The 25,823-nt window shown below is 71.9% G+C and carries 27 protein-coding genes and 2 pseudogenes; 15 read left to right on the top strand and 14 right to left on the bottom strand.

What is annotated here, in order from left to right:
* Positions 1-144: 144 nt before the first annotated feature.
* Positions 145-441, top strand: a complete 297-nt coding sequence (locus tag ACIP94_RS35825) for a GYD domain-containing protein (RefSeq protein ID WP_402435441.1) — start codon at positions 145-147, stop codon at positions 439-441.
* Positions 442-951: 510 nt separating this feature from the next.
* On the opposite strand, the gene ACIP94_RS35820 is transcribed toward ACIP94_RS35825, so the two are convergent.
* Together ACIP94_RS35820 and ACIP94_RS35815 are read right to left on the bottom strand one after the other, a co-directional pair.
* A complete protein-coding gene (locus ACIP94_RS35820; protein WP_402435438.1) occupies positions 952-1,677 on the bottom strand; it encodes an SDR family oxidoreductase in 726 nt (241 codons plus the stop codon).
* 98 nt (positions 1,678-1,775) lie between these two features.
* Positions 1,776-2,444: a nitroreductase gene (locus ACIP94_RS35815; protein ID WP_402435436.1), complete on the bottom strand. Its 669-nt coding sequence runs from the start codon at positions 2,442-2,444 to the stop codon at positions 1,776-1,778.
* A 103-nt stretch (positions 2,445-2,547) separates the two neighbouring features.
* On the opposite strand from ACIP94_RS35815, the pseudogene ACIP94_RS35810 reads away from it, so the two are divergent.
* Positions 2,548-2,648: pseudogene (locus ACIP94_RS35810) on the top strand (FMN-dependent NADH-azoreductase); the annotation flags it as partial.
* 142 nt (positions 2,649-2,790) lie between these two features.
* On the top strand, positions 2,791-2,961 hold the full coding sequence (locus ACIP94_RS35805; protein ID WP_402435433.1) for a hypothetical protein: 171 nt from the start codon (positions 2,791-2,793) through the stop codon (positions 2,959-2,961).
* A 36-nt stretch (positions 2,962-2,997) separates the two neighbouring features.
* On the opposite strand, the gene ACIP94_RS35800 is transcribed toward ACIP94_RS35805, so the two are convergent.
* The 3 genes from ACIP94_RS35800 to ACIP94_RS35790 form a co-directional block, all read right to left on the bottom strand.
* Positions 2,998-3,483, bottom strand: a complete 486-nt coding sequence (locus tag ACIP94_RS35800) for a MarR family winged helix-turn-helix transcriptional regulator (RefSeq protein ID WP_402435430.1) — start codon at positions 3,481-3,483, stop codon at positions 2,998-3,000.
* A 213-nt stretch (positions 3,484-3,696) separates the two neighbouring features.
* Positions 3,697-4,437, bottom strand: coding sequence for a class I SAM-dependent DNA methyltransferase (locus ACIP94_RS35795; protein ID WP_402435427.1), 741 nt, complete (start codon positions 4,435-4,437; stop codon positions 3,697-3,699).
* Positions 4,427-5,059 (bottom strand): TetR/AcrR family transcriptional regulator, encoded by a 633-nt coding sequence (locus ACIP94_RS35790; RefSeq protein ID WP_402435423.1) that lies wholly within the window; start codon positions 5,057-5,059, stop codon positions 4,427-4,429. The genes ACIP94_RS35795 and ACIP94_RS35790 overlap by 11 nt, the downstream gene beginning before the upstream one ends.
* Positions 5,060-5,341: 282 nt before the next feature.
* On the opposite strand from ACIP94_RS35790, the gene ACIP94_RS35785 reads away from it, so the two are divergent.
* The 4 genes from ACIP94_RS35785 to ACIP94_RS35770 are packed head-to-tail and all read left to right on the top strand — an operon-like array spanning position 5,342 to position 10,158.
* Positions 5,342-5,914, top strand: coding sequence for a 2Fe-2S iron-sulfur cluster-binding protein (locus ACIP94_RS35785; protein ID WP_402435420.1), 573 nt, complete (start codon positions 5,342-5,344; stop codon positions 5,912-5,914).
* Positions 5,911-6,903 (top strand): FAD binding domain-containing protein, encoded by a 993-nt coding sequence (locus tag ACIP94_RS35780; RefSeq protein WP_402435417.1) that lies wholly within the window; start codon positions 5,911-5,913, stop codon positions 6,901-6,903. Before ACIP94_RS35785 ends, ACIP94_RS35780 begins: the two co-directional genes overlap by 4 nt.
* Complete coding sequence (locus tag ACIP94_RS35775; RefSeq protein WP_402435414.1) at positions 6,900-9,038, top strand: xanthine dehydrogenase family protein molybdopterin-binding subunit; 2,139 nt, start codon at positions 6,900-6,902, stop codon at positions 9,036-9,038. Before ACIP94_RS35780 ends, ACIP94_RS35775 begins: the two co-directional genes overlap by 4 nt.
* Positions 9,031-10,158, top strand: a complete 1,128-nt coding sequence (locus tag ACIP94_RS35770) for an XdhC family protein (RefSeq protein WP_402435411.1) — start codon at positions 9,031-9,033, stop codon at positions 10,156-10,158. The genes ACIP94_RS35775 and ACIP94_RS35770 overlap by 8 nt, the downstream gene beginning before the upstream one ends.
* Positions 10,159-10,296: 138 nt before the next feature.
* On the opposite strand, the gene ACIP94_RS35765 is transcribed toward ACIP94_RS35770, so the two are convergent.
* Positions 10,297-11,226, bottom strand: a complete 930-nt coding sequence (locus ACIP94_RS35765) for a cyclase family protein (RefSeq protein ID WP_402435406.1) — start codon at positions 11,224-11,226, stop codon at positions 10,297-10,299.
* Entirely contained in the window at positions 11,223-13,100 is a 1,878-nt protein-coding gene (locus ACIP94_RS35760; RefSeq protein ID WP_402435403.1) for a glycoside hydrolase family 15 protein, read from the bottom strand. The genes ACIP94_RS35765 and ACIP94_RS35760 overlap by 4 nt, the downstream gene beginning before the upstream one ends.
* A 293-nt stretch (positions 13,101-13,393) precedes the next feature.
* Here ACIP94_RS35760 and ACIP94_RS35755 point away from each other — a divergent pair, with 293 nt between their 5' ends.
* The 4 genes from ACIP94_RS35755 (at position 13,394) to ACIP94_RS35740 (ending at position 16,305) form a co-directional block, all read left to right on the top strand.
* Positions 13,394-14,233: an SDR family oxidoreductase gene (locus ACIP94_RS35755; RefSeq protein WP_402435400.1), complete on the top strand. Its 840-nt coding sequence runs from the start codon at positions 13,394-13,396 to the stop codon at positions 14,231-14,233.
* Positions 14,234-14,322: 89 nt separating this feature from the next.
* A complete protein-coding gene (locus ACIP94_RS35750) occupies positions 14,323-15,000 on the top strand; it encodes a HemK2/MTQ2 family protein methyltransferase (RefSeq protein ID WP_402435397.1) in 678 nt (225 codons plus the stop codon).
* Positions 14,984-15,244 (top strand): CDGSH iron-sulfur domain-containing protein, encoded by a 261-nt coding sequence (locus ACIP94_RS35745; RefSeq protein ID WP_402435394.1) that lies wholly within the window; start codon positions 14,984-14,986, stop codon positions 15,242-15,244. Before ACIP94_RS35750 ends, ACIP94_RS35745 begins: the two co-directional genes overlap by 17 nt.
* Positions 15,241-16,305, top strand: a complete 1,065-nt coding sequence (locus tag ACIP94_RS35740; protein WP_402435391.1) for an iron-containing redox enzyme family protein — start codon at positions 15,241-15,243, stop codon at positions 16,303-16,305. Before ACIP94_RS35745 ends, ACIP94_RS35740 begins: the two co-directional genes overlap by 4 nt.
* 48 nt (positions 16,306-16,353) lie before the next feature.
* Here the strand turns inward: ACIP94_RS35740 and ACIP94_RS35735 are convergent, their stop codons facing one another.
* A complete protein-coding gene (locus ACIP94_RS35735) occupies positions 16,354-16,758 on the bottom strand; it encodes a DUF5997 family protein (protein WP_402435389.1) in 405 nt (134 codons plus the stop codon).
* Positions 16,759-16,816: 58 nt separating this feature from the next.
* On the opposite strand from ACIP94_RS35735, the gene ACIP94_RS35730 reads away from it, so the two are divergent.
* Entirely contained in the window at positions 16,817-17,614 is a 798-nt protein-coding gene (locus ACIP94_RS35730; protein ID WP_402435386.1) for a LysR family substrate-binding domain-containing protein, read from the top strand.
* A 148-nt stretch (positions 17,615-17,762) separates the two neighbouring features.
* On the opposite strand, the pseudogene ACIP94_RS35725 reads toward ACIP94_RS35730, so the two are convergent.
* Positions 17,763-18,040 (bottom strand): annotated as a pseudogene (locus ACIP94_RS35725) (hypothetical protein); the annotation flags it as partial.
* Between the two features lie 8 nt (positions 18,041-18,048).
* Positions 18,049-18,525 carry an Lrp/AsnC family transcriptional regulator gene (locus ACIP94_RS35720; protein WP_402435555.1) on the bottom strand — a complete coding sequence of 159 codons (477 nt, stop codon included), beginning with the start codon at positions 18,523-18,525 and terminating at the stop codon, positions 18,049-18,051.
* 229 nt (positions 18,526-18,754) lie between these two features.
* Between ACIP94_RS35720 and ACIP94_RS35715 the strand changes: the two genes are divergently transcribed.
* Both ACIP94_RS35715 and ACIP94_RS35710 read left to right on the top strand, forming a co-directional pair.
* The gene (locus ACIP94_RS35715; RefSeq protein ID WP_402435383.1) at positions 18,755-20,242 is read left to right on the top strand and encodes an FUSC family protein; all 1,488 of its coding nucleotides are present in this window, start codon (positions 18,755-18,757) and stop codon (positions 20,240-20,242) included.
* A gap of 78 nt (positions 20,243-20,320) precedes the next feature.
* On the top strand, positions 20,321-21,376 hold the full coding sequence (locus ACIP94_RS35710; RefSeq protein ID WP_402435381.1) for a lactonase family protein: 1,056 nt from the start codon (positions 20,321-20,323) through the stop codon (positions 21,374-21,376).
* A gap of 108 nt (positions 21,377-21,484) precedes the next feature.
* Here ACIP94_RS35710 and ACIP94_RS35705 read toward each other — a convergent pair whose 3' ends face one another.
* The 4 genes from ACIP94_RS35705 to ACIP94_RS35690 all read right to left on the bottom strand — a co-directional run bounded on the left by ACIP94_RS35705 (position 21,485) and on the right by ACIP94_RS35690 (position 24,887).
* Positions 21,485-22,408, bottom strand: a complete 924-nt coding sequence (locus ACIP94_RS35705; RefSeq protein WP_402435378.1) for a sirohydrochlorin chelatase — start codon at positions 22,406-22,408, stop codon at positions 21,485-21,487.
* Positions 22,409-22,587: 179 nt separating this feature from the next.
* Positions 22,588-22,779 carry a hypothetical protein gene (locus tag ACIP94_RS35700; protein WP_402435375.1) on the bottom strand — a complete coding sequence of 64 codons (192 nt, stop codon included), beginning with the start codon at positions 22,777-22,779 and terminating at the stop codon, positions 22,588-22,590.
* A gap of 80 nt (positions 22,780-22,859) precedes the next feature.
* Complete coding sequence (locus tag ACIP94_RS35695) at positions 22,860-23,537, bottom strand: uracil-DNA glycosylase (RefSeq protein ID WP_402435372.1); 678 nt, start codon at positions 23,535-23,537, stop codon at positions 22,860-22,862.
* 207 nt (positions 23,538-23,744) lie between these two features.
* Complete coding sequence (locus tag ACIP94_RS35690; RefSeq protein WP_402435369.1) at positions 23,745-24,887, bottom strand: WD40/YVTN/BNR-like repeat-containing protein; 1,143 nt, start codon at positions 24,885-24,887, stop codon at positions 23,745-23,747.
* Between the two features lie 200 nt (positions 24,888-25,087).
* Here ACIP94_RS35690 and ACIP94_RS35685 point away from each other — a divergent pair, with 200 nt between their 5' ends.
* Positions 25,088-25,669, top strand: coding sequence for a hypothetical protein (locus ACIP94_RS35685; protein WP_402435552.1), 582 nt, complete (start codon positions 25,088-25,090; stop codon positions 25,667-25,669).
* The last annotated feature ends 154 nt before the right edge of the window (positions 25,670-25,823 follow it).

Below are 25,823 nucleotides of genomic sequence, written 5' to 3'. Positions count from 1 at the left end.
GTATCCCTGGGCTCGTGCGTGATCCGTCCGTGAGCCCCGGTTGTGGTCGCTCATGTTCTCGTTCGGGCGCGTATCTCGTGCGGGTTCTGGACCAGATGCCCAGGCTTGAACTCGCGATGTGTCTCCTCGTGAAGGTGGAAGAACATGCCGACGTACGTCGCTTTGCTGAGTTGGACTGATCAAGGCGTTCGAAGCTACAAGGACACCGCGAAGCGCGCCGAGACCTTCGGCTCAGCGGTACAGAAGCTCGGGGCGAAGCTCCTGAGTATCTACTGGACCGTCGGTCCATATGACCTCGTGGCCATTGTCGAGGCGCCCGATGACGAAACGGCCACAGCAGCGCTTCTGCAGCTCGGTGGAGCGGGCAACGTCCGTTCCACGACTCTGCGGGCCTTCGACCGAGAGGAGATGGAGCGCATCATCGCCAAGGCGGCTGGCTGACGACCACCGCACAGTGCGAGCGACGAATCGGCTCAGCTGCCGGGCTTACGCCTGAATTCGGCACGTCCATCGCACGCGACCTCTTCGTCCCGAAGTAACTTCGGGCGGGATCGACCCCGGGTGCGTTGCCGCTTTGCCTGGTCAGGGCGTGAAGTGCGGTGGTCTCGAAGGGGCTTGGGGGAGCGGGTTGCTCCCGGAGCGTTCCAGGAGCTGTCGGCCGCGACACGCGCCACCACCTACGACACCTACGGCCTGCGGCAAAGGCCACCCGCACCCCCGACTGCTTCGAGGCACGCGGCTCCGGTGGGAATCACGATGCCCATGCCTACGATCGCTGCGGCGACGAACTCACGTCATGGATCTTCCTGGTCGTGCCGGTCCTGGGCGGCCTGGTGATCGCCACGGCGGGAGCGCTGTTGCCCGCGGGGGTGGGCGGCGAAGACGGGAACGGCGACGGCGCTGAGGAGTGAGTAGCACCCTGTGCGCCACCGTGCGGCCACCGTGCGCGTTCTAGAGCCAGTCTCTATAGCGGGTGGGGGCGAGGTGGGCGTCCTTGTCGGTGAGGACATCGCCCTTGACGACGGCGAACATGCCGGCGGTGGGGTCTGTGACGACGGTGCGCTTGTCGCCCTTGTGGGACAGAGTGATCCGGCCCAGCTCGTCCAGGGCGAGGATCTCGGGACCGGCGATGTTGCGGACGCCGTTCAGCGGGGCGCCCGCGGCGACCTCCGCCACCGCAGCGGCCACGTCCTTGGCGGCGATCGGCTGGAGGGGCGTGGCGGGCAACCGGACGGTGTCGCCGTCAGCCGTCCAGGACAGGACGGCGTCCATGAACTCCATGAACTGCGTCGCCCGGACGATCGAGTAGGGGATCGGACCGGCCGCGAGGAGCTTCTCTTGGAGCACCTTGGCCCGGTAGTAGTCCAGCTCCGGCACCCGGTCCGCGCCAACGATCGAGAGGATGACGAAGTGGCCGACGCCACCCTTGCGGGCCGCGGCCAGAAGGGCGTCCATCGAGGTCCGGAAGAACGCCAGGGAGGCGTCGTCGAAGGTCGGGGAGTTCGTCAGATTGACGACGACGTCGGCTCCCGCCACCGCCTCGTCGAGTCCCTGGCCGCTGATGACGTCGACTCCGGTGGACTTCGAGTGCGGTACCGCCTCGTGCCCGGCGGCGGCCAGATTCTTGACGACCTGCGAGCCGATCAGTCCGGTACCGCCGATGACTGCGATCTTCATGACACACCTTTCGTTGGTTTCTCATGCGCAACATGGCATGTGGACTGCTTGTGGGCGCGACAGGAAACGACGCCTTGATCGGCTGAAGCCGGGGGGTGTCAGCGGCCGTCGACGAACACGGCCGTCTCGTCGAGTGGAGCCCGGGCCACACGGGGGTCACTTGCCGTGACGTCTTCAAACCCGATCGACATCCCGCAGAAGAGGATGAGCTCGTCCGGAGGTGACAGGACCTCCGCGACGGTCTTGTGGAACTTCGCCCAGGCCATCTGTGGGCAACTGTGCAGCCCTTCGGCGCGGAGCAGCAGCATGACGGTCTGCAGATACATGCCGACGTCGGACCATTGAGGTCGGCCCATGTCGCGGTCGATGTAGCAGAACAGGGCGGCGGGCGCGCCGAAGCAGTTCCAGTTCGCAGCGGCGGCCCGCTGGCGCGCCTCCAGGTCTTCGCGCGGAATGCCGAGGGCGCCGTAGCGCTGCTCGCCGAAGGCGGATCGGCGCTCGCGATACGGGGACTTCAGCGCGGGCGGGTACTGCTCGTACTCCGGCTCGTCCCAGGGATCACCCGAGGCCAGACGCTCGCCGGCGCGCTTTTTGAGTTCGGCCAGCGGTGCGCCGGTCAGCACGTAGATGTGCCACGGCTGGATGTTCGATCCGGACGGCGCCCAGGCCGCAGCGGACAGTACCCGTTCCAGCGTCTGCCTCGGGACGGGCCGGTCGGTGAACCCGCGCACCGCCCGTCGGCTCGTGACGGCCTCATAGACGTCCATGATCGCCCGCCTCCATCCGCTCCGTGAGCCTGTCTTCGTTACACCCAAGATGGTATCACTCAATATAATATCGAGTGAAACAATCTTGGATGAGTCCCCAGCTGAGCCGGAGCAGGCGGACGCCGTCCTGGCGGGCGCCCCCTGTACAACTTCTCGGTTCCCTCGACCCTCAAGGTGTGCCTGGACGGCGTGCTCCTGCTCGGCCCCCAGGAGGTCACACGCGGTCCTCGGTGCGTGCGCCCTCGTTGACGGTGCCCGTGGCGCCCTGTACCCGCGGCAGGTGCTCCCGGCCGCCTCGAGGGCGGCCGGTGTTCGACCTGTCGGCAGGGCGCGCATCCAGACGACGATGATGCTCGGCGAGGGTGAAAAGCACGCCACCGGCCATGCGGCGCCGCACCCGCGCGGACGACTCGGCCCCGTCGGCAACGAAGCCCTGACCAGCCGCGCGCCGTCGGGTCGGCGCGCAGAGGCGATGGCCGCAGCCCTCAAGGCCGCCTTCGCCGCGGAAGCCGCGTGAGACCAGGCGCGCCGACGCGGCCGACGGCCGGTGCGCTTACGCCTCGTCGTCTGCCGGATGGGCAAGCCGGGTCAGCAGGTCCGTCAGCTTCTCGGTCTCGCCGGGTCCCAGCTCGGCAATCAGACGCTCAGCCAGCGGCTCCGCCGTCACATGGACTGCGTCGAAGAGCTCCAGCCCCTGAGGGGTGATCTCCACTGCCCGCACCCGCCGGTCCCCCGGAACGGTCTTGCGTACGGCCAGACCCTTCCGCTCCAGGTCGTCCACGACCCGCATGATTCCAGCCTTGTCCGACCCCGTCGCCGCCGCCAAATCCCGCTGCACCGTGGGCCCGTGATTGACCAGCTCGATCAGCACCGCGAAATGCCGCAACTCGATGCCGTGCGGCCGAAGCGCCTTCCCCATCACCGCGGCCGCGCGCCAGTGCGCCCGGCGCAGCAGCAGGCCGAGAGCGAAAGGCGACGTATCCCCGGGGCGGTCGGTCGCGTGCGAGGCGGTGGTTCGGTGAGGAACGTCAGCGGCCATGAGGCCAGAATACTTCATTCGATACGGTATCGATTGATACTAAACGGCTACGCCCGCTGCGACCCCGTTGGTGTCGGAGTGCGACATCCACGGCCTGGAAAGGTATGGCTGTGCCCAGCCGTCCAGTGAAACATCAGGGCTACCGGCAAGGTGCCGGTGGACACTGCCGGCGGTGGTGTCCATGAGAGGCGGCGAACCGTCTGTCGGCAGGCTTCAGGCCGGCTTGCGCCACACGGAGATGTGCTTCGAGGAATCCTGGGCGAACGGCGCCCCGTCCCAGTCCGCGACGCGCCGTTCCAGCTCGAGCCCCGCGATCCGTGCCATCAGGTCCAGCTCCGCCGGCCACGCGTACCGGTGCCGGGAACTGTCGCGGCGGTAGCGGCCGTCGTCGCCGTCGCGGGTGAGGTGGTGCGAGACGAGGATCTGTTCGACGAGGTCGAAGGTGTCGAAGCCGAGGTGTCGTTCGGAGACGTCGAACGGCACCGCCACCTGGCCGGGCGGCAGGAACCGCAGAGGTGGCACGCCCAGCTCGATGACGAACCGGCCGCCGGGTGCCAGGTGACGCGCGGCGTTACGGAAGCACTCGACCTGCTCGTCCTGGGTGAGCAGGTTCGTGATGGTGTTGTAGACGAGATAGACCAAGGTGAACTCGCCCGGGACGACCGTCGTGGCCATGTCCCCGATGACGACCGGGAGGGTGTCCTCGTCGATCTTGCGCCGCAGGACCGCTGCCATGTGCTCGGACAGTTCGATGCCCACCACCGGAACGCCGCGTTCCCGGAGTGGGACACCCACGCGTCCGGTGCCGATGGCGAACTCCAGCGCCCGGCCGCCCCCGGCGAGTTCGGTGAGGAAGGCGAGAGTGGGACCGAGAACGGCGGCCGAGGACATCTCGTTCTCCTCGGCGTCGTAGCGTTCGGCGGTCGCATGGGTCCACAGCTCACTACTCGTCACGGGCGGCCACTCTGCCGGGCGTGACGCAGCTCTGTCCACGCATTGAGCGCCCCGGCGCTCCCACGCGCAGGCCGTCCATCACGAGGTCCAGGAGCCGGGCGGCCTGTGGCCGCCAGTCGCCGCGGGGGTCGATCTGCCACAGGCCGGCGATGGCCAGGAAGAAGTCCTCCGCGGTGACTCCCGGGCGGATGGTGCCCGCCTCCTCGTTGGCGCGGAGCAGGAGTTCGGCCGCGGAGGTCACCGGGGCGTGCCCCGGCTTCGGCCGGCTGCCCGGGGCGCTGGTGGCCTGGCGGATCGCGCCCGCCAGCCCGGCCTTGGCCATGGCGAACTCGGCCAGGCGGTCCATCCATTCCCGCAGTGCCCGATCGGGTTCCCGGCTGCCGAGCAACTGGGCCGCGCTGTCGGCGACCTGCTGCATCTCGTAGCGGTAGATCTCGAGGACGAGTGCCTCGCGATTGGGGAAGTTGCGGTAGAACGTGCCCTGCCCGACGCCCGCCTTCCTGGCGATCACGCTCAGCGGGGAGTCCGCGCAGCGCGTCAGCTCGGCCAGTGCCACTTGCAGGATGCGCTCGCGATTGCGCTGTGCGTCCGAGCGCTGGGGTGCGTCCTTCTTCTGCTGCACACGTCCTCCTCCCAGGCTCCTGGCCGAACCCGGTCTTGCTAAGCGGACAGCTGTCCGTTAAGTTCTTGCAATAGCGGACAGCTGTCCGGTTAGCTCCACCATAGCGGCGGACACCGTCGATGCGAACGGCAGGGGCCGTCGTCTTCGGCGCCGCCGTCCCTCGAGCATGTTTTTCTCCGTGCATCGCCCGTACCAGCGCCGCTCACCGTCTCCTGAATCTGCCCGCCGGACCCCCCACCTCGAACGCCTTCCGGATCCCGGATATGCGAAAGAAGGCTGATCATGGCCCCAGCCCCCGCGTCGACGTACAGCGCCATCACCTTGAACATCAACGGCGAGAAGCACCAACTGACCGTCGACCACCGCACCACCCTGCTCGACGCCCTGCGCGAGCGTCTCGATCTGACCGGTACGAAGAAGGGGTGTGACCAGGGACAGTGCGGTGCGTGCACGGTGCTGATCGACGGGCGCCGGGCGGTTTCCTGTCTGAACCTGGCGGTGGCCGCCGAGGGACGTGAGATCACCACCATCGAAGGGGTGGCCGAGGGGGAGCGGCTGCATCCGGTGCAGCAGGCGTTCCTCGACTTCGACGGCTTCCAGTGCGGCTACTGCACTCCGGGGCAGATCTGCTCGGCCATCGCGGTGATCGAGGAACACGCTGCGGGCTGGCCCAGCGCCGTCACCGACGACGTACGGCCCGAAGCGGGCCCGCCGCCGCTGACGGCCGACGAGATCCGGGAACGGATGAGCGGCAATCTGTGCCGCTGCGGAGCGTATGTGTCGATCGTCCAGGCCGTCGCCCGGGCGGCCGCCGTCCGGGCCGGGGCCGACGAGGCCACGGAGGCGGTGGCATGAGGGAGTTCGGCTATCAGAGGGTGTCCGACATCGCCGGCGCGGTCGCGCTGCTCGGTGCCGATCCGGACGCGCGCTTCCTCGCCGGCGGCACCAACCTCGTCGACCTGATGAAGACCGGGATCGAGCGGCCCACCCGGCTCGTCGACGTACGGGAACTCCCCCTGGACCGGATCGAGTCGACACCGGAAGGCGGACTGCGCATCGGCGCGACCGTCACCAACAGCGACCTCGCGGGCCACCCCGAAGTCCGCAGGCGCTACCCGGCGTTGGCCCAGGCGGTGCTGGCCGGCGCCTCCGGGCAACTGCGCAACATGGCCACGGTCGGCGGCAATCTGCTCCAGCGCACTCGCTGCGGCTACTTCACCGATGTGACCCGCCCCTGCAACAAACGCCTTCCCGGCAGCGGCTGTCCCGCAGTCGAGGGCGAGCACCGCAACCATGCCATCCTGGGCGCCTCCGACCACTGCGTGGCCGTCCACCCCTCGGACATGGGCGTGGCTCTGACCGCCTTCGACGCCGTGGTCTCGTACCAAACGGCGGACGGGCCCGGCGAGTTGCCGCTGACCGAGTTCTATCTGCCCGTCGGTGACACCCCGCACCGGGAGACCGCCCTGCCGGCGGGCGCGCTGATCACCGGTGTCACGCTGCCGCCCGCCCCGGTCGCCGCCCGCTCCCGCTACCGCAAGGTGCGCGAGCGCGCCTCGTACGCGTTCGCGATCGGTTCGATCGCCGCCGCGCTCGATGTGCGCGACGGCGTCGTGGACGAGGTGCGGCTCGCCTTCGGCGCGGTCGCGTCCCGTCCCTGGCGGGCCCGGACGGCCGAGCGGGTGCTCACCGGGGCACCGGCCGACACCGAGACGTTCGCCGCCGCCGCGGACGCCGAACTGGCGGCGGCGAAGCCGCTGCCGCACAACGGATACAAGGTCACGCTCATGCGCAACCTCGTGGTGGCCGTGCTGACCGAACTCGCCGAGGAGGCCGCCCGATGACCACCGCCACGACCGGCACCACGACGACGCGGGGCTCCGTCGGCACGGCGCACACCCGTGTGGAGGGCAGGGACAAGGTCACCGGAGCGGCCCGCTACGCGGGCGAGATCCCCTTCGCCGGGCTCGCTCACGGCTGGCTGGTCCTGTCCACCGTCGCCCGCGGCCGCGTCCGCTCCGTCGAGACCGCCCCGGTCCTCGCCATGCCCGGCGTCCTCACCGTCCTGCACCACGAGAGCGCTCCCCGCGTCGACTGCGACTACGTCGGCATGCTCGGCGTCCGGCCGGACCCGAGCGTGGCCCTCTTCCAGCACGACCGGGTGCCGCACCTGGGCTGGCCGGTCGCGCTGGTCGTCGCCGAGACGTCCGAGCAGGCCAGGGAGGCCGCCGAAGCCCTCGTGGTGCACTACGAGCAGGAACCGCACGACGTCGCCTTCTTCGCCGGACACCCGGACGCCTACGCCGTGGACGGTCATATGCCGGGGGTGGCGGAGAAGGGCGACCTCCAGGCCGCGCTCGCCGCCTCCACCGTCGTCGTGGACGCCGAGTACACCACCCCGGAAGAGCACCACAACCCGATGGAGCCGCACGCGGCGACGGCCCACTGGGACGGCGGGCGGCTCGAAGTCGTCGACTCCAACCAGGGCACCACCTGGGTCGCGGGCGAACTCGCGAAGCTGTTCTCACTCGACCCGGCCTCGGTGCGGGTGCGGTCCGAGCACATCGGCGGAGGCTTCGGCAGCAAGGGCGTCCGCGCCCACCAGGTGGCCGCCGTGATGGCCGCCACCGTTCTCCAGCGTCCGGTGCGCGTTGTCATGACGCGCCGTCAGATGTTCTCGCTGGCCGGCTACCGCAGCCCCACGACACAGCGGGTCCGGCTCGGCGCCGACGCCGACGGGCGGCTGCGAGCGCTGGAACACCGCTGTCTGAACCTCACCTCCACCGTGCACGAATTCGTCGAGCCGGGCGCCGCACCGGCCCGGGTGATGTACGACGCGGAGGCCCATCACACGGCCAACCGGGTCGTACGGCTCGATGTGCCGACCCCGACCTGGATGCGGGCGCCGGGCGAGGCGCCCGGGTCGTTCGCCCTGGAGGCCGCGCTCGACGAACTCGCCGAGAAGTGCGGCATCGACCCGATCGAGCTGCGCGCACGCAACGAGCCCGAGCGGGGCCCCATGTCCGGGCTGCCGTTCAGCAGCCGCAATCTGCTCGCCTGCTTCCACGAGGGCGCCCGGCGGTTCGGCTGGGCGGAGCGGGATCCGCGTCCCGGCCGGCGCCGCGACGGGCGCTGGCTGCTCGGCACCGGCACCGCGGCCGCCTCCTTCCCGTCGGGAGCCGGCCCGTCCACGGCGGCCCTCACGGCGGAGCCGGACGGCACCTTCACCGTGCGGATCGCGGCCTCGGACATCGGAACGGGCGCGCGGACCGCGCTCACCCTGGTCGCCGCCGACGCGCTCGACGTGGCGCCGGACCGCGTCCGCGTGCGCATCGGGGACAGCGACTTCGGGCCGGCGATGATCGCCGGCGGCTCGATGGGCACCCGCTCCTGGGCCTGGGCCGTCCAGGCCGCGGCCGGTGAGCTGAGGGAACGGCTCGCCCTCGGGGCGGGCATCCCCCCGGAGGGAATCACCGTACGGTCCGACACCTCCGCGGCCATCGGGGCCCTTGCGAGCAAGGAACGGCACTCCTTCGGGGCGCAGTTCGCCGAGGTCGCGGTGGACGTCACCACCGGCGAGGTACGGGTGCGGCGCATGCTCGGCATCTTCGCGGCGGGCCGGGTGGTCAACCCGCTCACCGCACGCAGCCAGTTCGTCGGAGGCATGATCTGGGGCATCTCCATGGCCCTGCACGAAGAAGCCGTCAGGGAGCGGGCCTCGGGCGGTCACGTGGGAGCCGACCTCGCGGGCTATCACGTCGCCACCCACGCGGATGTGCCGCTCATCGAGGCCGACTGGATCGACGACCCGGACCCGGACGACCCGGTCGGGATCAAGGGCGTCGGCGAGATCGGCATCGTGGGCGCCGCGGCGGCGATCGCCAACGCGGTCTGGCACGCCACCGGCGTCCGCCACCGGAACCTGCCCATCCGGCCCGACCGCGTCCTGTCGGCCGACAGCGGAGCGACGCATGCTTGACATCGCCGAGGAGCTGAACCGCTGGGCCGCGCAGGGCCGGTCCTTCGCCGTGGCGACCGTCGTGGCCGTCGGCGGCAGCGCACCGCGTGACCCGGGCGCGGCCCTCGCCGTCGACAGCGACGGGACGGTCATCGGCTCGGTCTCCGGCGGCTGTGTCGAGGGGGCGGTGTACGAGCTGTGCCGCCAGGCGCTGAGTGACGGCGAGAGCGTCCTCGAACGGTTCGGCTACAGCGACGAGGACGCCTTCGCCGTAGGCCTGACCTGCGGCGGCGTCATCGACGTCCTGGTCACCCCGATCGATGCGCGGGCGCCCGCCACGGCGGTGTACCGCTCGGTGCTGGCGGCGGCCGGACGCGGCGAGCCGGTGGCTCTCGCGCGAATCGTCCGGGGCCCGGCCGAACTTCTCGGCAGGGCCCTGCAGGTCCGGCCCGACGGATCCCGCGCGGGCGGGCTCGGGGGGCGTGAGGAGCTGGACCGGACGGCGGCGGCCGAGGCCCGCGCGCTGCTGGACACCGGTCGCACCGGCACGGTCGAGATCTCCGAGGACGGATCGCACTGCCCGGGCGGTCTCACCCTGTTCGTCGAGTCGAGCGTCCCGGCGCCTCGCATGATCGTCTTCGGCGCGATCGACTTCGCCGCGGCGCTCGTGCGGATGGGCAAGTTCCTCGGCTACCACGTGACCGTGTGCGACGCCCGCCCCGTCTTCGCCACGCGAGCCCGCTTCCCCGAGGCGGACGACATCGTGGTGGACTGGCCGCACCGCTATCTCCAGCGCACCGCGACCGATCCACGCACGGTCCTCTGCGTGCTCACCCACGACGCCAAGTTCGATGTACCGCTGCTGAGGGCGGCCCTGCGGCTGCCGGTCGCCTACGTCGGCGCCATGGGCTCGCGCCGCACCCACGAGGACCGCACCCGACAACTGCGTGAAGCAGGGGTGAGCGGGCGGGAGCTGGCCCGGCTGAGGTCGCCGATCGGGCTCGATCTCGGGGCGCGTACACCCGAGGAGACCGCACTGTCGATCGCGGCGGAGATCGTGGCGGCCCGGCGAGGCGGCAGCGGCGTACCGCTGACCGGTTCCGGGACGCCGATCCACCGCGACGGCGCCGTGGCCGCCTGAGGGGCCGGGGCGCTGCCGCGTGACGTCGAGGGCGAGGAGAGCGGAGGGACGAGCGGCCGCGCGACCCGGCCGGGGCCGCGCGGCTCGGACTTCATGCGCACGGTGCGCGGCTCGAACGGCCGGCCCCGGCTCCCCCCTTCACAGGACGGCGATCGGATTGACGGGGGATCCGGTGGCCCCCGGGATCCGAAGTGGGGCGACGACGCAGAGGAAGGACCAGCGCCCCCGTTCGGCGCAGAGCGGCGTGAGGTCCTCGAACTGCAGATAGTCCAGCAGGTGCACACCCATGGCGTGCACGGCGAGCACATGGATCGGGAAGGCGACTTCGGGGACCGCGCTCGGCGCGGCGTCGCTGTTGCTGTCGCAGCCCAGGACCGCGACCTCCCGCTCGGCGAGGAACTCCATCGCCGTGGGGTGGAGTCCGGCCCGCTCGTGTGCGGCGTCCCAGGGACCCATGGCCCTGCGGCGCCGGCGGTGACCCACCCGCACGAACAGCAGGTCTCCCGGCTCCACCCGGACGTTCTGTGCGGCTTCCGCGGCCACGAGGTCCTCGGTGGTCACCTGGGCGCCGGGTTCGAGCCACGGCATCCCGTGCAGCGCGGGGATGTCCAGCAGGACTCCGCGTCCGACGATGCCGTCGCGTGCCAGGTCGACGGAGAGCGCGGTGGCTCCGGACGGTGTGAGGGTGCTCGGCGGAGTGCCGCCGTACAGGGCTCCCTCCCAGATGACGTGGCACAGCGCGTCGAGGTGGCTGTCGACGTTGCTGTGCATGTTCATCGCCAGCCGGTCCTTGGCGAAGTGCAGTCCGTCGGCGGGCGATTCGGGCGGGGCCGGAGCGGTCAGCCAGTGCCGGGCCGGGTCGGGACAGTCGGGTTCCTGCCGCATTTCCACCGGTGCGGCCATCGACACGGTCCGTCCGGTGCGGACTTCGTCCGCCGCGCGCCGTATCAGCTCCGGCGTGATCCGGTCCAGAGCCCCTCGGGGGGTGGGGCCGGCGCCGCCCGCTCCGTGCAGGCGCCGGTACAGCGCCTCGAAGTCGTCCAGGCTGAGTGCGAGCGGATCGCTCATACCGGGGTGGTGCGCCATAGGGGTGCCTTCTCGTCGTCCGGCGGGAGGAGGGGCCGGTCGGTGGCCTCGTCGAGGGCCTCGTCGAGGGAGGAGGCGGCCATGATGAGCGAGAGATGGGTGAAGGCCTGGGGGAAGTTGCCCAGCTGCTCGCCGCCGGGGCCGATCTCCTCGGCGAACAGGCCGACGTGGTTGGAGTAGGTCTGCATCTTCTCGAACGTGTAACGCGCCTTGGCCAGTTGGCCCGAGCGGGCCAGGGCGTCGACGTAGAGGAAGGTGCAGAGGCTGAAGGTGCCTTCCGCACCGCGCAGCCCGTCGGGGGAGGAGGCCGGGTCGTACCGGTACACCAGGCTGTCGGAGACCAGTGTCCGGTCGATGGTGTCCAGTGTGTTCAGCCAGCCCGGGCTCAGCGGGGCGAGGAATTTCAGCCGGGGGAGCAGGAGCAGCGACGCGTCCAGGACATCGGAGTCGTAGTGCTGGACCAGCGCCTGTTTCTCCTTGCTCCAGCCGCGCTCCATGACCTGGTCGAGGATGGTGTCGCGGACGGCGGTCCAGAGCGCGGTGTCCGCCGGCCGTCGCCACTCCTGGGCCAGCCGCAGACCGCAGTCGAACGCCACCCAGCACATCACCCGGCTGTAGGTGAAGTCCTTGCGGCCGCCGCGGGTCTCCCAGATGCCCTCGTCGGGCCGATCCCAGGAGCCGGCGAGCCAGTCCAGGGTCTGGCAGAGTCCCTTCCAGCCGTGGTAGCCCACATGTGTGCCGATCTTGCGGCTCTCGGACAGCGCGTACAGGGCCTCGCCGTAGATGTCCAGCTGGAGCTGGTCGGCCGCGGCATTCCCGGCCCGGACCGGTGAGGAGCCCTGATAGCCCTCGAGGTGCGTCAGGAGCTCCTCGGGCAGATGAGGGTCCCCGTCGACCCGGTACATGACCTGGAGCGGTTCTCCGTCGGGCCCCGCCTGGTCCTGCAGCCGGTCCCCCAGCCACTGCACGAAGGCGTTCGCCTCCTCGACGAAGCCGAGGTCGAGCAGGGCACGCACCGACAGTGAACCGTCCCGGACCCAGGTGTAGCGGTAGTCCCAGTTGCGTTCCCCGCCGATCTGTTCCGGCAGGCCCATGGTGGCGGCGGCGATCGGGGCTCCGGTGGGGGCGTAGGTGAGCAGTTTCAGCGTGATGGCCGAGCGGTGCACCATGTCCGGCCACCGTCCCCGGTAGCGGGAGGTGCGGACCCATCGCTGCCAGAAGCCGATGGTCTCCCGGACCTCGTCGGACAGTTGCTCCTCGATGGGCGGCGGGGGCGCGGACCCGCCCGGCTCGCAGACGGTGAAGACCGTGGCGGAGACCTGGCCTTCTTTCAGTATCACCTCGCCGATGACGTCCTCGCCGTCGCGCCGCAGCGGGAAGGTGCTCTGCAGATGGGCGGTGATGGCGGCGGAGTGGAAGGACGCGGCGTCCTCCCGCAGTTGGAGGCTGTGCGTGGCCCGCGCGTAGTCGAACCGGGGACGGCACTCCAAGGCGAAGCGGACGGTGCCGCGCACGGTCCGCACGGCCCGCACCAGGGCGTGGCGGTCAGTGGCCCGGTGCGGGCTCTTGACGGGCATGCAGTCGATCACTTCGCCCACGCCGTCGGCCGACATGAACCGGGTCACCAGCACGGCGCTGTCCGGATAGTAGAGCTGCCGCCAGGTCCCGCCATCCGCGCCCACCGGGGCCAACCGGAAGTAGCCTCCGTGGTCGTGGTCCAGCAGGGCCGCGAAGACACTGGGCGAGTCGAACCGGGGAGCCGCGAACCAGTCCACGACACCCTGCGCGGAGATCAGGGCAGCGGTCTGCAGATCACCCACCAGCCCGTGATCGGCGATCGGCGGATAGCGATCCATGCTCCCAATGTGACCCATGAGGTGGTGGTGCGCGCGGCGAGTCCGGGCGGTCCTGGTTCCGGATGGCCGCCGGCCCCACCGCCCCGCTGGAAGGCCGCCTTCCGCAATGCCGCAGGAGGTCCGGGCGCCCTGTCGGACTGCCTCCTTCCGCAACGCCGAAGGAGTGAAGGCGCGCGGGAGTCGGGTTTCGCGGTGCGCCGAGCGCCGCCCGAAGTGATGTGGTCAGGGGGTGGCCGGCCGGAGAACCCAGGTGGTCCGGCCGTGTTCCGGGGCGGCAGCGACTGGAGGCAGACGTGGGCACCAGCGTGGACGAGGCGCGGAAGACCGGCGGCATTCCGCTCCTGAAGGGGCAGAAGGCGTTGGTCACCGGCGCCAACTCCGGGATCGGCAAGGCAACCGCCATCGGTCTGGGCCGGATGGGCGCCGACGTCGTCGTCAACTACGTCTCCGACGCCGACGCCGCGGACCAGGTGGTGCGGGAGATCGAGGCCTTCGGGGTGCGCGCCTACGCCCACCAGACGGACGTCTCCCAGGAGGACCAGGTCATCCGCATGGTGTCCCGCATGGTGGAGGAGCTGGGCACCGTCGACATCCTGGTCGCCAACGCGGGTCTCCAGCGGGACGCCCGTCTCACGGACATGACCCTCGCGCAGTGGCAGAAGGTCGTGGACGTCAATCTCACCGGGCAGTTCCTGTGCGCGCGGGAGGTGACCAAGGAGTTCCTGCGCCGGGGAGTGGTCCCCGAGGTGTCGTCGTCCGCGGGGAAGATCATCTGCATGAGCTCGGTGCACCAGGTCATCCCCTGGGCCGGCCATGTGAACTACGCGGCCTCCAAGGGCGGCGTCCTGATGATGATGGAAACCATGGCCCAGGAGCTGGCACCGCACCGGATCCGGGTCAACGGGGTCGCGCCGGGGGCGATCCGCACCCCCATCAACCGCGGCGCCTGGGACACCGCCGACGCCGAGGCGAGCCTGCTGAGACTGATCCCGTACGGCAGGGTCGGCGAGCCGGAGGACATCGCGAGGGCGGTCGCCGTGCTGGCCTCCGACCTGCTGGACTACGTCGTCGGCGCCACCCTCTACGTCGACGGCGGTATGACCCTGTTCCCCGGATTCGCCACGGGAGGCTGAGGCCGCCGGTGATCGGATCCTCCTGCGGCGCAGGTGTCGATCAGACACAGCTGGGGACTCGGGGCTCCGTGCCGTCCACGGAGGAGCCGATGACCATAGAAGCCCGCTGCCCGGCCCCGCGGTCTCCCGCGTGGGTCCCGCCGGGTGTGTACGAACCCCAGCAGGACACCCGGCTGCTGATTCGGGCGCTGCAGCGGGAGCGGCTCGCCCCGGCGGCGGACGTCCTGGACCTCGGGACCGGTTCCGGGGCCGTCGCCCTGGCAGCCGCGCGGCTCGGCACGCACGTCACCGCGGTCGACATCTCCTGGCGGGCGGTGCTCGCGACCCGGGTGAACGCGCTGCTCAGCCGGCAGAACATCAGCGTACGCCGCGGCGACCTCACCTCGGCGGTGCCCGGACGCAGCTTCGACCTCGTGGTCAGCAACCCGCCGTATGTCCCGTCCCCGGGCCGGGCGGCTCCCCGGGGCGCCGCGCGCGCCTGGGACGCCGGACGGGACGGCCGCATGGTGCTGGACCGCATCTGCGACGCCACGACCACGCTGCTGCGTCCGCGGGGTGTCCTGCTCGTGGTGCAGTCCGCGCTGTGCGGGGTCGAGGACACGCTCGCGCGGCTGAGCGAGGTGGGACTGAGCGCCACCGTCACGGACCGTGCGACGGTGCCCTACGGCCGGATACTGCTCTCCCGGCTGACCTGGCTGCGGCAGCGCGGCCTGATGGCCGACGACATGGTGGAAGAGCTGGTGGTCGTCCGTGCCGTACGAACGTGAAGCCGTGCCGCGCGGGCGTGACCGCGTGTGCCGCATCCGGGCCGATCGTGACGGTCCGCTGCTGGTCGAGGGGCCGGTGGAGGTCATCGGTCCGGACGGCGAGCGGGTGGTGAGCCGACGGTTTCAGGTGGCCGTCTGCACCTGCCGGCGCAGTCGTACCTACCCCTGGTGCGACACCAGCCACCGCCGCCGGGGCAAGCCCGCGGACGATCCCGGACCCGCACGAGAGGAGACGCCCGAGTGACGATCGCCCGGCTCGAACCACGCCGGTTCAGCCCGTCTCTGCCGCACGCCAGGGGACCGCTCTCGCACGCGGTGGTGGCAGCCCTGCGCGACGCGGCGACCCCCGCCGTCCCGCCGGAGGACGGCGACCCCTACGGGGAGGATCTCCAGCTCGCGCTCTATGTGCTGTACGAACTGCACTACCAGGGGTTCGACGGGGTCGACGACGACCGAGAATGGGACCCCGCGCTCCTCGCCCTCCGCCGCGCCCTCGAAGACCGGTTTCACACCGCGCTACGGGCGGACGTCCCCGTCGCCGGCACCAGTGCCCGGGAGGCCCTCGACGAACTCCAGGTCGAACCGGTCGCAGACGACGGCACCGGCGTCTCCCACTTCCTCAAGGACCAGGGCCGCCTGGAGCACCTGCGGGAGTACGCGGCGCTGCGGTCTCTGTACCACCTGAAGGAGGCGGATCCGCACGCCTGGGTGATCCCCCGGCTTCACGGGCGGGCCAAGGCGGCGATGGCGGCCGTGGAGTTCGACGAGTTCGGGGCGGGACGGGCCGAGGAGATCCACGCGGGACTCTACGCGGACCTCATGCGGGACCTGGGGCTCGACACGGCCTACGGGCACTACCTGGAGGCCGCCCCCGCCGCGCTGCTCGCCACGGTCAACCTGATGTCGCTGTTCGGCCTGCACCGCAGCCTCAGGGGTGCCCTGACCGGCCACTTCGCGGCCGTGGAGGTGACCTCGTCCCCGGGGTCGCGCCGACTGGCCGAGGCCCTGCGCCGGGTCGGCGCGGGCGAGGCGGCCACGCGCTTCTACGAGGAGCACGTGGTGGCGGACGCCGTCCACGAGCAGGTCGTGCGCCACGAGGTGGTCGGCGGGCTGCTGGAGAGCGAGCCCGGCCTGGAGGAGGACATCGTGTTCGGCATCCGGGCCACCGGCTTCCTCGAGGACCGGCTCGCCGCGCGCCTGCTCAAGGCGTGGCGCGAGGGACGGACCGCCCTGCGGACGGGGCCGCTTCCGCTACGGCAGGCTTCGCGGGCCACCGACGGGGAACACGGGCCCGGCACGACCTGACCGCCGGGGTCCGGAAGGCGGCCCCGGCGGTCAGAAGCCGAGGGGACGTCAGGGACGGGACGGGCGGTCCTGTTCGGCGCGCTCGGCGTTCCGCTTCTTGATGCGGGCGGCTTCCTTGCGGACCTCGGCCTGGGTGGCGCGCTCCTTCTCCAGCCACTCGGGGCGTTCCTGCTTGAGCGTCTCGATCTGCTCGGTGGTGAGGGGCTCCGTGACCCCGCCGCGCGTCAGACCCGCGATGGACACGCCCAGCTTCGCCGCCACCACCGGGCGCGGGTGCGGGCCGTTGAGTCGCAGCTCCCGCAGCCACTGCGGCGGATTCGCCTGGAGCTCGTTCAGCTCGGTGCGTGAGACGACACCCTCCTGGAACTCGGCGGGGGTGGCGGGGAGGTACACACCCAGCTTCTTCGCCGCGGTCGCGGGCTTCATCGTCTGGGCGGTCTGGTGCGACTTCATGGTGTCCAGACTATCCGCCGGGTAAGGGCCCTTTGACCACGCCCGGTAACCTGGCGGGGTGACAGGCTCGGAAGTACCCCCCTCGTTCCGGCTGGCGTACGTCCCCGGGGTGACGCCCGCCAAGTGGGCGCGGATCTGGAACGAGCGCCTGCCCGATGTCCCCTTGGCCCTGCTCCAGGTGCCGGCGGCGGAGGCCCAGGACGTGCTGCGCGACCGCGCGGCCGACGCGGGACTCGTACGGCTGCCGGTGGACCGCACCTTCTTCAGCGCGATCCCCCTCTACACCGAGACCACGGTCGTCGTCGTCCCCAAGGGCCACCTGGTGACCGCCGTGGACGAGGTGTCCCTGGGGGACCTCGCCGACGAGGTGGTGTTCCACCCGCTCGACGACGTCCTGGGCTGGGAGCAGCCGCCGGGACAGCCCGCGTTCGAGCGGCCCGCCACGACGGAGGACGCGATCGAGCTGGTGGCGGCGGGTGTGGGGCTCCTCGTCGTCCCGCAGTCGCTGGCGCGGCTGTACCACCGCCGGGACCTCACCTACCGGCCCGTGGTGGACGCTCCCCAGTCGGGCGTCGCCCTCTCCTGGCCCGAGGACGCGACCACGGACCTGGTCGAGGACTTCATCGGGATCGTCCGGGGGCGGACGGTGAACAGCACGCGGGGGCGCACTCCGGCTCAGGCCGCCGCGCAGCCGAAGCGGGCGCGCCCCGACGCGGCCGGCGCCCGGCGCCAGCCGGCGGCGGGGAAGACGGCGGGGAAGACGGGAAAGGCGGGGAAGCCGACGGGCGGGAGCGCGCGGAGCGGTTCGGGCGGATCCCAGGGCAACCGGCGCGGCAAGCCCCGCCGCCGGTCGTAGGGGCGCGGCATCGACCCCGGCGCCGCGCGTTGCCGCCGCGAAACCTCGCCTCACCGCGTGTCCACGAAACCGCGCCCCCGCTCGTCCCCCGGCCCCTCCCAGCCCTCCAGCGCCGCGAGGATCCACCCCCGTGACGTGGCCGGATCGATCACCGCGTCGATCTCCAGCGGGCTGCCGCGTTGACGGCCTTGCCGCGTTCATACAGGTCCGCGACCCGGGCCTCGAACCCGCGAGCCCGTTCGGCCGGAGGCCCTGCGCGCGCCGCGAACTCGGCCCGGCAGCCGCGCAGCGGCAGGCTCGCCGTGGCGAACGCGGATCATCGGCCTACGCGGCGACGTACGGGATGGCGATGCACCGCATCCCGGCCGTGTGCGCGGCGCCGGCACCGGGCGAGGCGTCCTCCAGGGCCACGCAGTCCACGGGGGCACCGACGGTCAGCTCGCGGCCGTACGGCCGATCGACTCCACCAGCGGCAGCAGCCGATGCGGCACACGCTCGCGCAGCGCCACCTCCGTGCGGGTGCGCACGACCCCCGGCAGGCTGATCAGCGTCTGGATGACGTCCTCCAGGTGTTCGTTGTCGCGTGCCACGACCCGGGTCATCAGATCACCGCCCCCGGTGATCGAGAACGCTTCGACGATCTCCGGCACGGCCGCGAGCGCGTCGCCCACGTCGTCCAGATGGCCCTGAGTGACCTCGATGTGCACAAACGCGAGCACCGGGTGGCCGAGCGCGGCGGGCGACAGGGAAGGCCCCGTACCGGTGATCACCCCGTCGCGCTCCAGGCGGTCCAGGCGGGCCTGCAGCGTGCCGCGGGCGATGCCCAGGATCCGCGCGTACTCCCGCACGCTGGTACGTGGCTGCTGAATCAGCAGCCGCAGGATGCGGGTGTCGAGTTCGTCCACGGCCATGGTCCGTTGGCCTCCCATTCACCTGACTGGATCTTGTACGACTGTACCAACGGCTCACTGGACAGCCGGCCGCTTGAGCCACTGCCGCGCTGGTGCTTTCCTTGTGCGTATCAATGGCGCCGCGCAGCGCAGGACCGGTGACGAAGCCGGAAACCGTGCCCGCGGCGCCATTCCCATGTCCGGGCGGGCACACAGACATGCAGGGGGCGGATTTCCCACGGTGAAGAAGATGTTCATGGCTCCGGATCCGGGGCTCTTCCGGCTGCGGGTCTCGCTGCGCGCGGTGCTCGGCATCGGCCTGTCCGTGGCCCTGTGCGAGTCGGCCGGGCTGTCCCTGCCGGCCTCGATCACCGGCGGGCTCGCCGCGCTCCTCGCGCTGTTCACGGTCGCCGACCCGGCGGTGCGAGGCCAGGCGGTCACCACCGCGCTGCTGCCCGTCGCCGGACTGCCCGTCCTCACGCTGGCGACCGTCCTGCACGAGGTGCCGGCGGAGCGGGACGCGGCGTGGCTCGCGGTGGTCTTCGCCGGTGTGTACGCCCGCCGCTGGGGGCCGCGGGGCAACGCGCTCGGCATCTTCGCCTTCATGACGTTCTTCATCGCGCAGTTCCTGCACGCCGTCCCGGCCCTGCTGCCGGAGCTGCTCGCGGCCGTGACGCTGTCGGCGGCCGCCGCGGCGGCGGTCCGGTTCGGCCTGTGGTGCGTCGAGCGCCGTACGCCGCTGCCCGCCGTGCCCGCGCCGCTCGACGGGCGGGGACTGGCCAGGCCCGCCACCCGGCAGGCCTTCCAGGCGACGGCCGCCTGCGCTTTCGCGATGGCCGCGGGTCAGGTGCTGTCGCACGAGCGCTGGTACTGGGCCGTCGGCACCACCTGGTGGATCTTCGTGAACACCGCCTCGCGCGGCGAGACGCTGGTCCGCGGCTTCCGGCGTGTGGTCGGCACGGTGACCGGCATCGTCGCCGGGCTGCTGGTCGCCCTGCCGCTTCATGGCGCGCCCGCACCGACGGCCGTGCTCATCGCGGCCTGCGTGTTCGGGATCTTCTACACGGCACCGCTGTCCTACAGCTGGATGATGTTCTTCGTCACCGTCATGGCCGGCCTGCTATACGGTCTGCTCGGCGTCCTGCGCCCCGGTCTGCTCGGCCTGCGCCTCGCCGAGACGGGCGTCGGGGCACTCGGTGCCGCGCTCGCCGTCACGCTGGTCCTGCCGATCACCACGCACGCGGTCACCGACCGGTGGGTGCGCCGGGCCGTGCACGCCGTGCACGGCTGCACCGCCGCGGCTGCGCGCCGGCTCGCGGGCGACACGGAGGCGGACCCCGCGTCCCGCGCCGCCGAGTTGGAAGCACTGCTGGGGCGGGTACGCCAGGCCCTCGCGCCCCTGGTGCACCCGCTGAATCCGCTGCGAGCCCGCAAGGCGCGGGCCTGGCAGGTGCTCGCCCTGCTCGATGTGTGCGCCCGGGAGACCCATGGCCTGGTGGCCGTGGCCGCCGACCCCGACGCCTCGCACGACGCCCGCCTCACCGCCGCGTGCCGGCGTGTCGAGGCCGCGGTGGAGGCGCTGTTCGGCGCGGTGCCCGAGCGTGTCGTCGCGGCACATCCGGGCCTGCCCGGCCACCACCCGGGCGCCGAGCAGGCACTCGGGCATCTCCACGGCCTGGAACGGGCTCTGCTAGCGCTGGCCGCGCCGCTCGGCGGCTCGTCGCCGGTCCGGGCCTGATTTCCCCCAGGCGGCACCGCCCTTGGTCTAGACCTGCTGCTACGGTCGTCCGGCAGGCGTCGACGAGAGGGGACGGCAGTGGCGGACGGCGGCGGGCGGCGGGCGTACAACGGCGGCGGGCGGCGGGCGTACATCGGCTCGTTCACGACGGCGGGAGGGCGCGGCATCCTCACGGCGGCCGTCGATCCGGACAACGGAGCGCTGACCGTCCTCGGCGCGCACAAGGGGCGGCCCGACCCGTCCTGGCTGGCTCTGTCCGGGGACATGCTGTACGCGGTCAGCGAGACACCTGACGGCGCGATCGCCGCGTACCGTCTCGACGGCGACCGGCTCGAACCCGCCGGTCCACCGGTCCGCGTCGGCGGCGGACCCACGCATCTGAGCCTGCACGCCGGCCATGTCCTGACCGCCGACTATGGCTCCGGCAGCGTCACCGCCGTTCCCCTGCGCGCCGGGGGCGCTCTGGCGGAGAGCGCGTCCGGTGTGCTCCGGCACGAGGGCTCGGGGCCCGTTCCGCGGCGGCAGGAGGGCCCCCATGCCCATCAGGTGCAGCCCGACCCGAGCGGCCGCTGGGTCGTCAGCGTCGACCTGGGCACGGACTCCGTCCGCGTCTGCGCACTTCAGGACGGGATCCTGCGGCTGTACCGGGAGACGCCGCTGCCCGCCGGGTCGGGCCCGCGCCATCTGGCCTTTCATCCGGACGGCGACCGCGCCTACGTTCTGAACGAGCTGACGCCAACCATCACCGTCTGCCGCTGGGACGCTGCGGCCGGACTCCTCGAACCGGTCACCGAGACGCCGGTGCTGCCGGACCCGCCCACGGGCGACGCCTATCCGTCGGGCATCGTCGCCTCACCCGACGGGCGCTTCGTCTGGACCGCGACCCGGGGACAGGATCTGCTGTCCGTGCTCGCCGTCGAGGGCGACGGGCTGCGGCCGGTGGCCGCGGTGCCGTGCGGGGGCGTCTGGCCGCGTGCGATCGCCCTGTCGAAGGGCATGCCGGAGGAGTTCCTCTACGTCGCCAACGAACGGTCCGGAGAGGTGACCTGGTTCGCGCTGGACCGGGAGACCGGACTGCCGCGGCGCGGCGGGTCGGTGGAGGCGCCGGCGGCCTCCTGCGTCGCCTTCGGCTGACCCGGTCTCTCCTCTGCCCTTCGGCAGCCGTCCTGGGCCGGTGAGGCAAAGGGCCCGCGTCCGTGACGGAGGCGGGCCCTTGGACGTACAGGTGCTCGTGTGCGGGGCTCAGCGGACCGGCGCGCCCTGCGGCTGCTGCGGGGCGATACCGAGCGCCGTCGTGTACTTGGCGAGCGCCAGCTTGCCGATCGCCGGATACGCGCCCAGGGCCTCGGCGGCGGGGCAGCCCGCCTCCTCGGCGGCCGCGTTCAGCAGACCGGCCTCGAGCTCCGGGCCGATCAGATACGGGGCGAGCGCGAGCTGCTGCGAACCCGAGGAGCGTAGCTGCTCGGCGACGGCCGCGATCGAGCCCTCCTGGTCCAGCGCGGCCGCCATCACCGGCACGGCGAGCCGCGCGGCCAGCAGCATGCCTGTGATCCCGGCCGCCTGCACGGCCTCCTCGCCGCCCACGGACGCGAGGATGATGCCGTCCGCGGCCGTCGCCACGGTGAACAGACGGGCCCGGTCGGCACGGGCGAGGCCGGCCTCCGACAGGCGCACGTGCAGCGCCTCGGCGAGCAGCGGGTGCGGGCCGAGCGCGTCGGTGAGGTCGGCCGCGACGCGGCTGTCCATCACGGCCTGGCGGACCTGGCGCAGCAGCGCGCTGTCCGGACCGGCCAGCAGGGGCACCACGACGGCGACGGGGCCCTCGGGCGCCTTCGCCTCCACGCCGGCCGCGACGGCCTGCTCATAGCGGGCGGTGCGCTCCTCGGCGGTCTGGGCGAGCACGGACTGCAGCGTGGGGAACTCGGACTCGTCCCCGTCCACGTAACCGATCCGCGCGTCGAGACCAGGCAGCTCGGAACGCGCGATGCTCACAACCTCCTCGGCGAGGCTGCGCGTCGCGGCACTGGGCGTGCCCGGCACCGCGAGGACGAGCGCGGGCGCGCCTTCGGGAGCCGCCAGCGGTTCGGGGCGGCGGTGCCGCCCTGGCTGGCGGGGTCGCGGCATTCGTACAGGCAGGCCAGACGCGGGCCCAGTGGGGGAGCTCATGGCGCCGCATGCTACTGGCTTTGTGGGCTCCCCTGTTCGGGGAGGGTGCAGGTGAGCGGTATCCGTCCGGTTTTGTCTGATGAGTTACGTACGGATGAGAAGTGATCGATACCGTGTGACTTTCCCGTCGTGCACCCGGAGCATCAGCTCACTTCCGGCAAGGGGGATCACACGCCCGTTCAGGTCGCGGCGTACGGCAGTTGTTCGCCGTACGGCAGTCTGAGCAGGTTTACACGGGTGCGAGTGCGAGGCCCCGCCGCGGCGCCCGGCACGGTGTCGCGTACGACGCCGTGCGTCGGGTCGCCCATGCGGAACGGGCCACCGGTCAGGGCGACTCGGGGGCCGCCGGAGCAGGGCACGTGGCGGCGCACGCGGGCACACCCGGGGCGGACAGCGCCTCCGCCCGTGTACGCAGGCACCCCAAGCCCCACGCCCCGGAAGCAAGAAGGTGTTACGGCAGACGCCAGTCCACCGGCTGAGCGCCCTGCCTGAGCAACAGGTCGTTGGCGCGGCTGAACGGGCGTGAGCCGAAAAAGCCCCGGTCCGCCGACATCGGCGACGGATGCGCGGACTCGACCGACGGCAACTCGCCGAGCAGGGGCCGCAGATTGCGGGCGTCACGGCCCCACAGAATGGACACCATCGGCTTTCCGCGCGCCGCCAGCGCCCGGATCGCCTGCTCGGTGACCTCTTCCCAGCCCTTGCCCCGGTGTGCCGCGGGAGTGCGCGGGGCCGTGGTCAGTGCCCGGTTGAGCAACAGCACGCCCTGCCGGGTCCACGGCGTGAGATCGCCGTTGGACGGCTGGGGCAGGCCCAGGTCGGTGTTGAGCTCGCGGAAAATGTTGATCAGGCTCCCCGGCAGCGGACGGACGTCCGGGGCGACCGAGAAGGACAGTCCCACCGCGTGTCCCGGGGTCGGGTAGGGATCCTGCCCGACGATCAGGACCCGGACGTCGTCGAAGGGCTGCTGGAAGGCCCGCAGGACGTTCGGTCCGGCGGGGAGATAGGTGCGCCCCGCGGCGATCTCCGCGCGCAGGAAGTCGCCCATCTCGGCGATCCTTCCGGCCACGGGCTCCAGGGCCTTCGCCCAGCCGGGTTCGACGATCTCATGCAACGGTCGTGGTGCCACGGGCGTCACCCTACTGCCGGGCGCACACCGGCGATCAACCGGTGGTCCGAGGGTGACCGGGAATGATCGTGTAGGTCACGAACCGCGCAGGGCGCGGGCGGATCTGACCGAGCGCAAGGTACTCCTCTCCAGCCAAGGGTCGCTTCGGGTGTCATCGACCTGCCGTCGGGGAGGCCGTCTCAGGGATCGCCGTCTGCCCGTGCCGGATCAGGCGATCACCGCCGCCCGTACGCACAGCACGTCCGGCAGATGGGAGGCGAGCTGCTGCCAGCTGTCGCCGTCGTCCGCCGACGCGTACAACTCGCCGTTGCGATTGCCGAAGTACACGCCCGCTGGATCCCCGTCGTCCGTGCACAGGGCGTCGCGCAGCACCGTGCCGTAGTGGTCCTGGTCGGGCAGGCCGGATGTGAGCGGCTCCCAGCTCCTGCCCGCGTCCGCCGTCCGGAAGACGCGGCATCGGTGGCCGGCCGGGACCCGGTCCGCGTCCGCGTTGATGGGGAAGACATACGCCGTGTCGCCGCGGTGCGGATGGGCGGCCGCGGCGAATCCGAACGTGGAGGGCAGTCCGCCTCCGATGTCCGTCCAGCGCGCGCCCCCGTCGTCGCTTCTGTAGACACCCCAGTGGTTCTGCAGATACAGCCGGTCCGGGACCGCCGCGTCCTGTGCGATCTTGTGTACGCACTGGCCGAACTCCGGGTTCGGATCGGGCAGGAAGACCGCGGACACACCGGAGTTGGACGGCTCCCAGCTCGCGCCGCCGTCGCGGGTCCGGAACACCCCGGCCGTCGACACGGCGACCGTCACGGCCTTCGGGTCCCGCTTGTCGGTCACCACCGTGTGCAGGCCTTCGCCTCCGCCGCCCGGTACCCATCTGCCGCGCGTCGGGTGCTCCCACAGAGGACGCACCAGTTCGAAGCTCTCGCCGCGGTCCTCCGAGCGGTACAACGCGGCCGGCTCCGTGCCCGCGTACACGACGTCCGGCTCCGCGGCCGCCGGGTGCAACTGCCACACGCGTTCCAGTGAAGCGCCGGTGTCCGGGGGGAACTTGACGGCGGGCCGGGTCGGCTCGGTCCAGGTGCGGCCCAGGTCGTCGGAGTGGAAGACGGACGGCCCCCAGTGCGAGCTGTCCCCTCCGGCCAGCAGGCGCGGGGCCGGACCGCGGGTGTCGATGGCGACCGAGTAGATCGCCTGCGCGTTGAAGTACGGACTGTCGTCGAACTCCCATGCGCCGCCCCGTCGCCGCGCGATGAACAGTCCCTTGCGTGTGCCCACGGTGAGCAGTACCTCGGCCATGCCGACCACCTCCGAAACGTCGTTGTCCCAGACATGGGCCAGTCTGCACCCAGGCACTGACACTCACCCTGAGACGCCTTGTTCGCGCAGGTCATCTGCCGTGTTGGCGGACCACGGAGAGGGATTGAGCCCGAAGATGGACCCGGGCACCGCGGACGTCGTGTGAGCAGCGGCGGCCCGGCTTCCGTATGGGGAGGGCGTTCGGGGGTATCCGTGCGTGCGTGAGAAGGAGGGCGTCGATGAGGCGGCTGCCATCGATGACGGCGTTCCGCGGTCCGAGGGTGTGGTGGTGGCGGTGGCGGCGCAACCCGCTGCGGCGCCGCAGCGACACGCTGGAGGCCTGGGTCCTGCTCACTGTGTGGGTGGTGTCCGTGGTGGGGGGACTGCTGACGGGGCTGGCGGCGACGCATTCCGTGGAGCACGGCCTGGCCCGGGAGCGGGCCGAGGGGCGCCCGGTCGTGGCCCTGCTCACCCGGGACGCGCCGAAGGCGACGGCCGCGACCGCGTCCGGTGGGGGACGTGTGTGGGCGGATGTGCGCTGGACCGGGACCGACGGCCGCTCCCATGCGGGCGAGGCGCGTGTGGCCGCCGGCAGCCGGACGGGCGCGGCCGTCACCGTGTGGACGGACGGCAGCGGCTCTCTGGTGAACCGGCCCGCCTCCCGGTCCGAGGCGCGAATGCGCGCGGTGATGGTCGGCGTGCTGGTCGGGGCGAGCGTCGCGGCGGTTCCGTATCTGGGCGGACGCATGGCCCGCGAGCGCCTGGAACGGCGCCGCATGGCGCAGTGGGACGCGGCCTGGGCGCGGTTCGGCCCGATGTGGGGCCGCACAACGGGCTGACCCGGCCCGGCGGCGGGTACGGTCGGGGCCCCGGGCGGGCCGACGCGGCGGGACCGCCCCGTGGTCGCGGACTGATGCGAGGGGACCGCCGCCCGCGGCGACCGACGCGTGCCGCGACCGCACCTGCCGCCCGCGCCCGGTGCGGAACCGCGCC

The organism is Streptomyces sp. NPDC093261 (assembly GCF_044753645.1).
Lineage (GTDB): Bacteria > Actinomycetota > Actinomycetes > Streptomycetales > Streptomycetaceae > Streptomyces.
The sequence above is the reverse complement of the archived record's forward strand: the minus strand, read 5'-3'. Positions and strand labels throughout refer to the sequence as shown.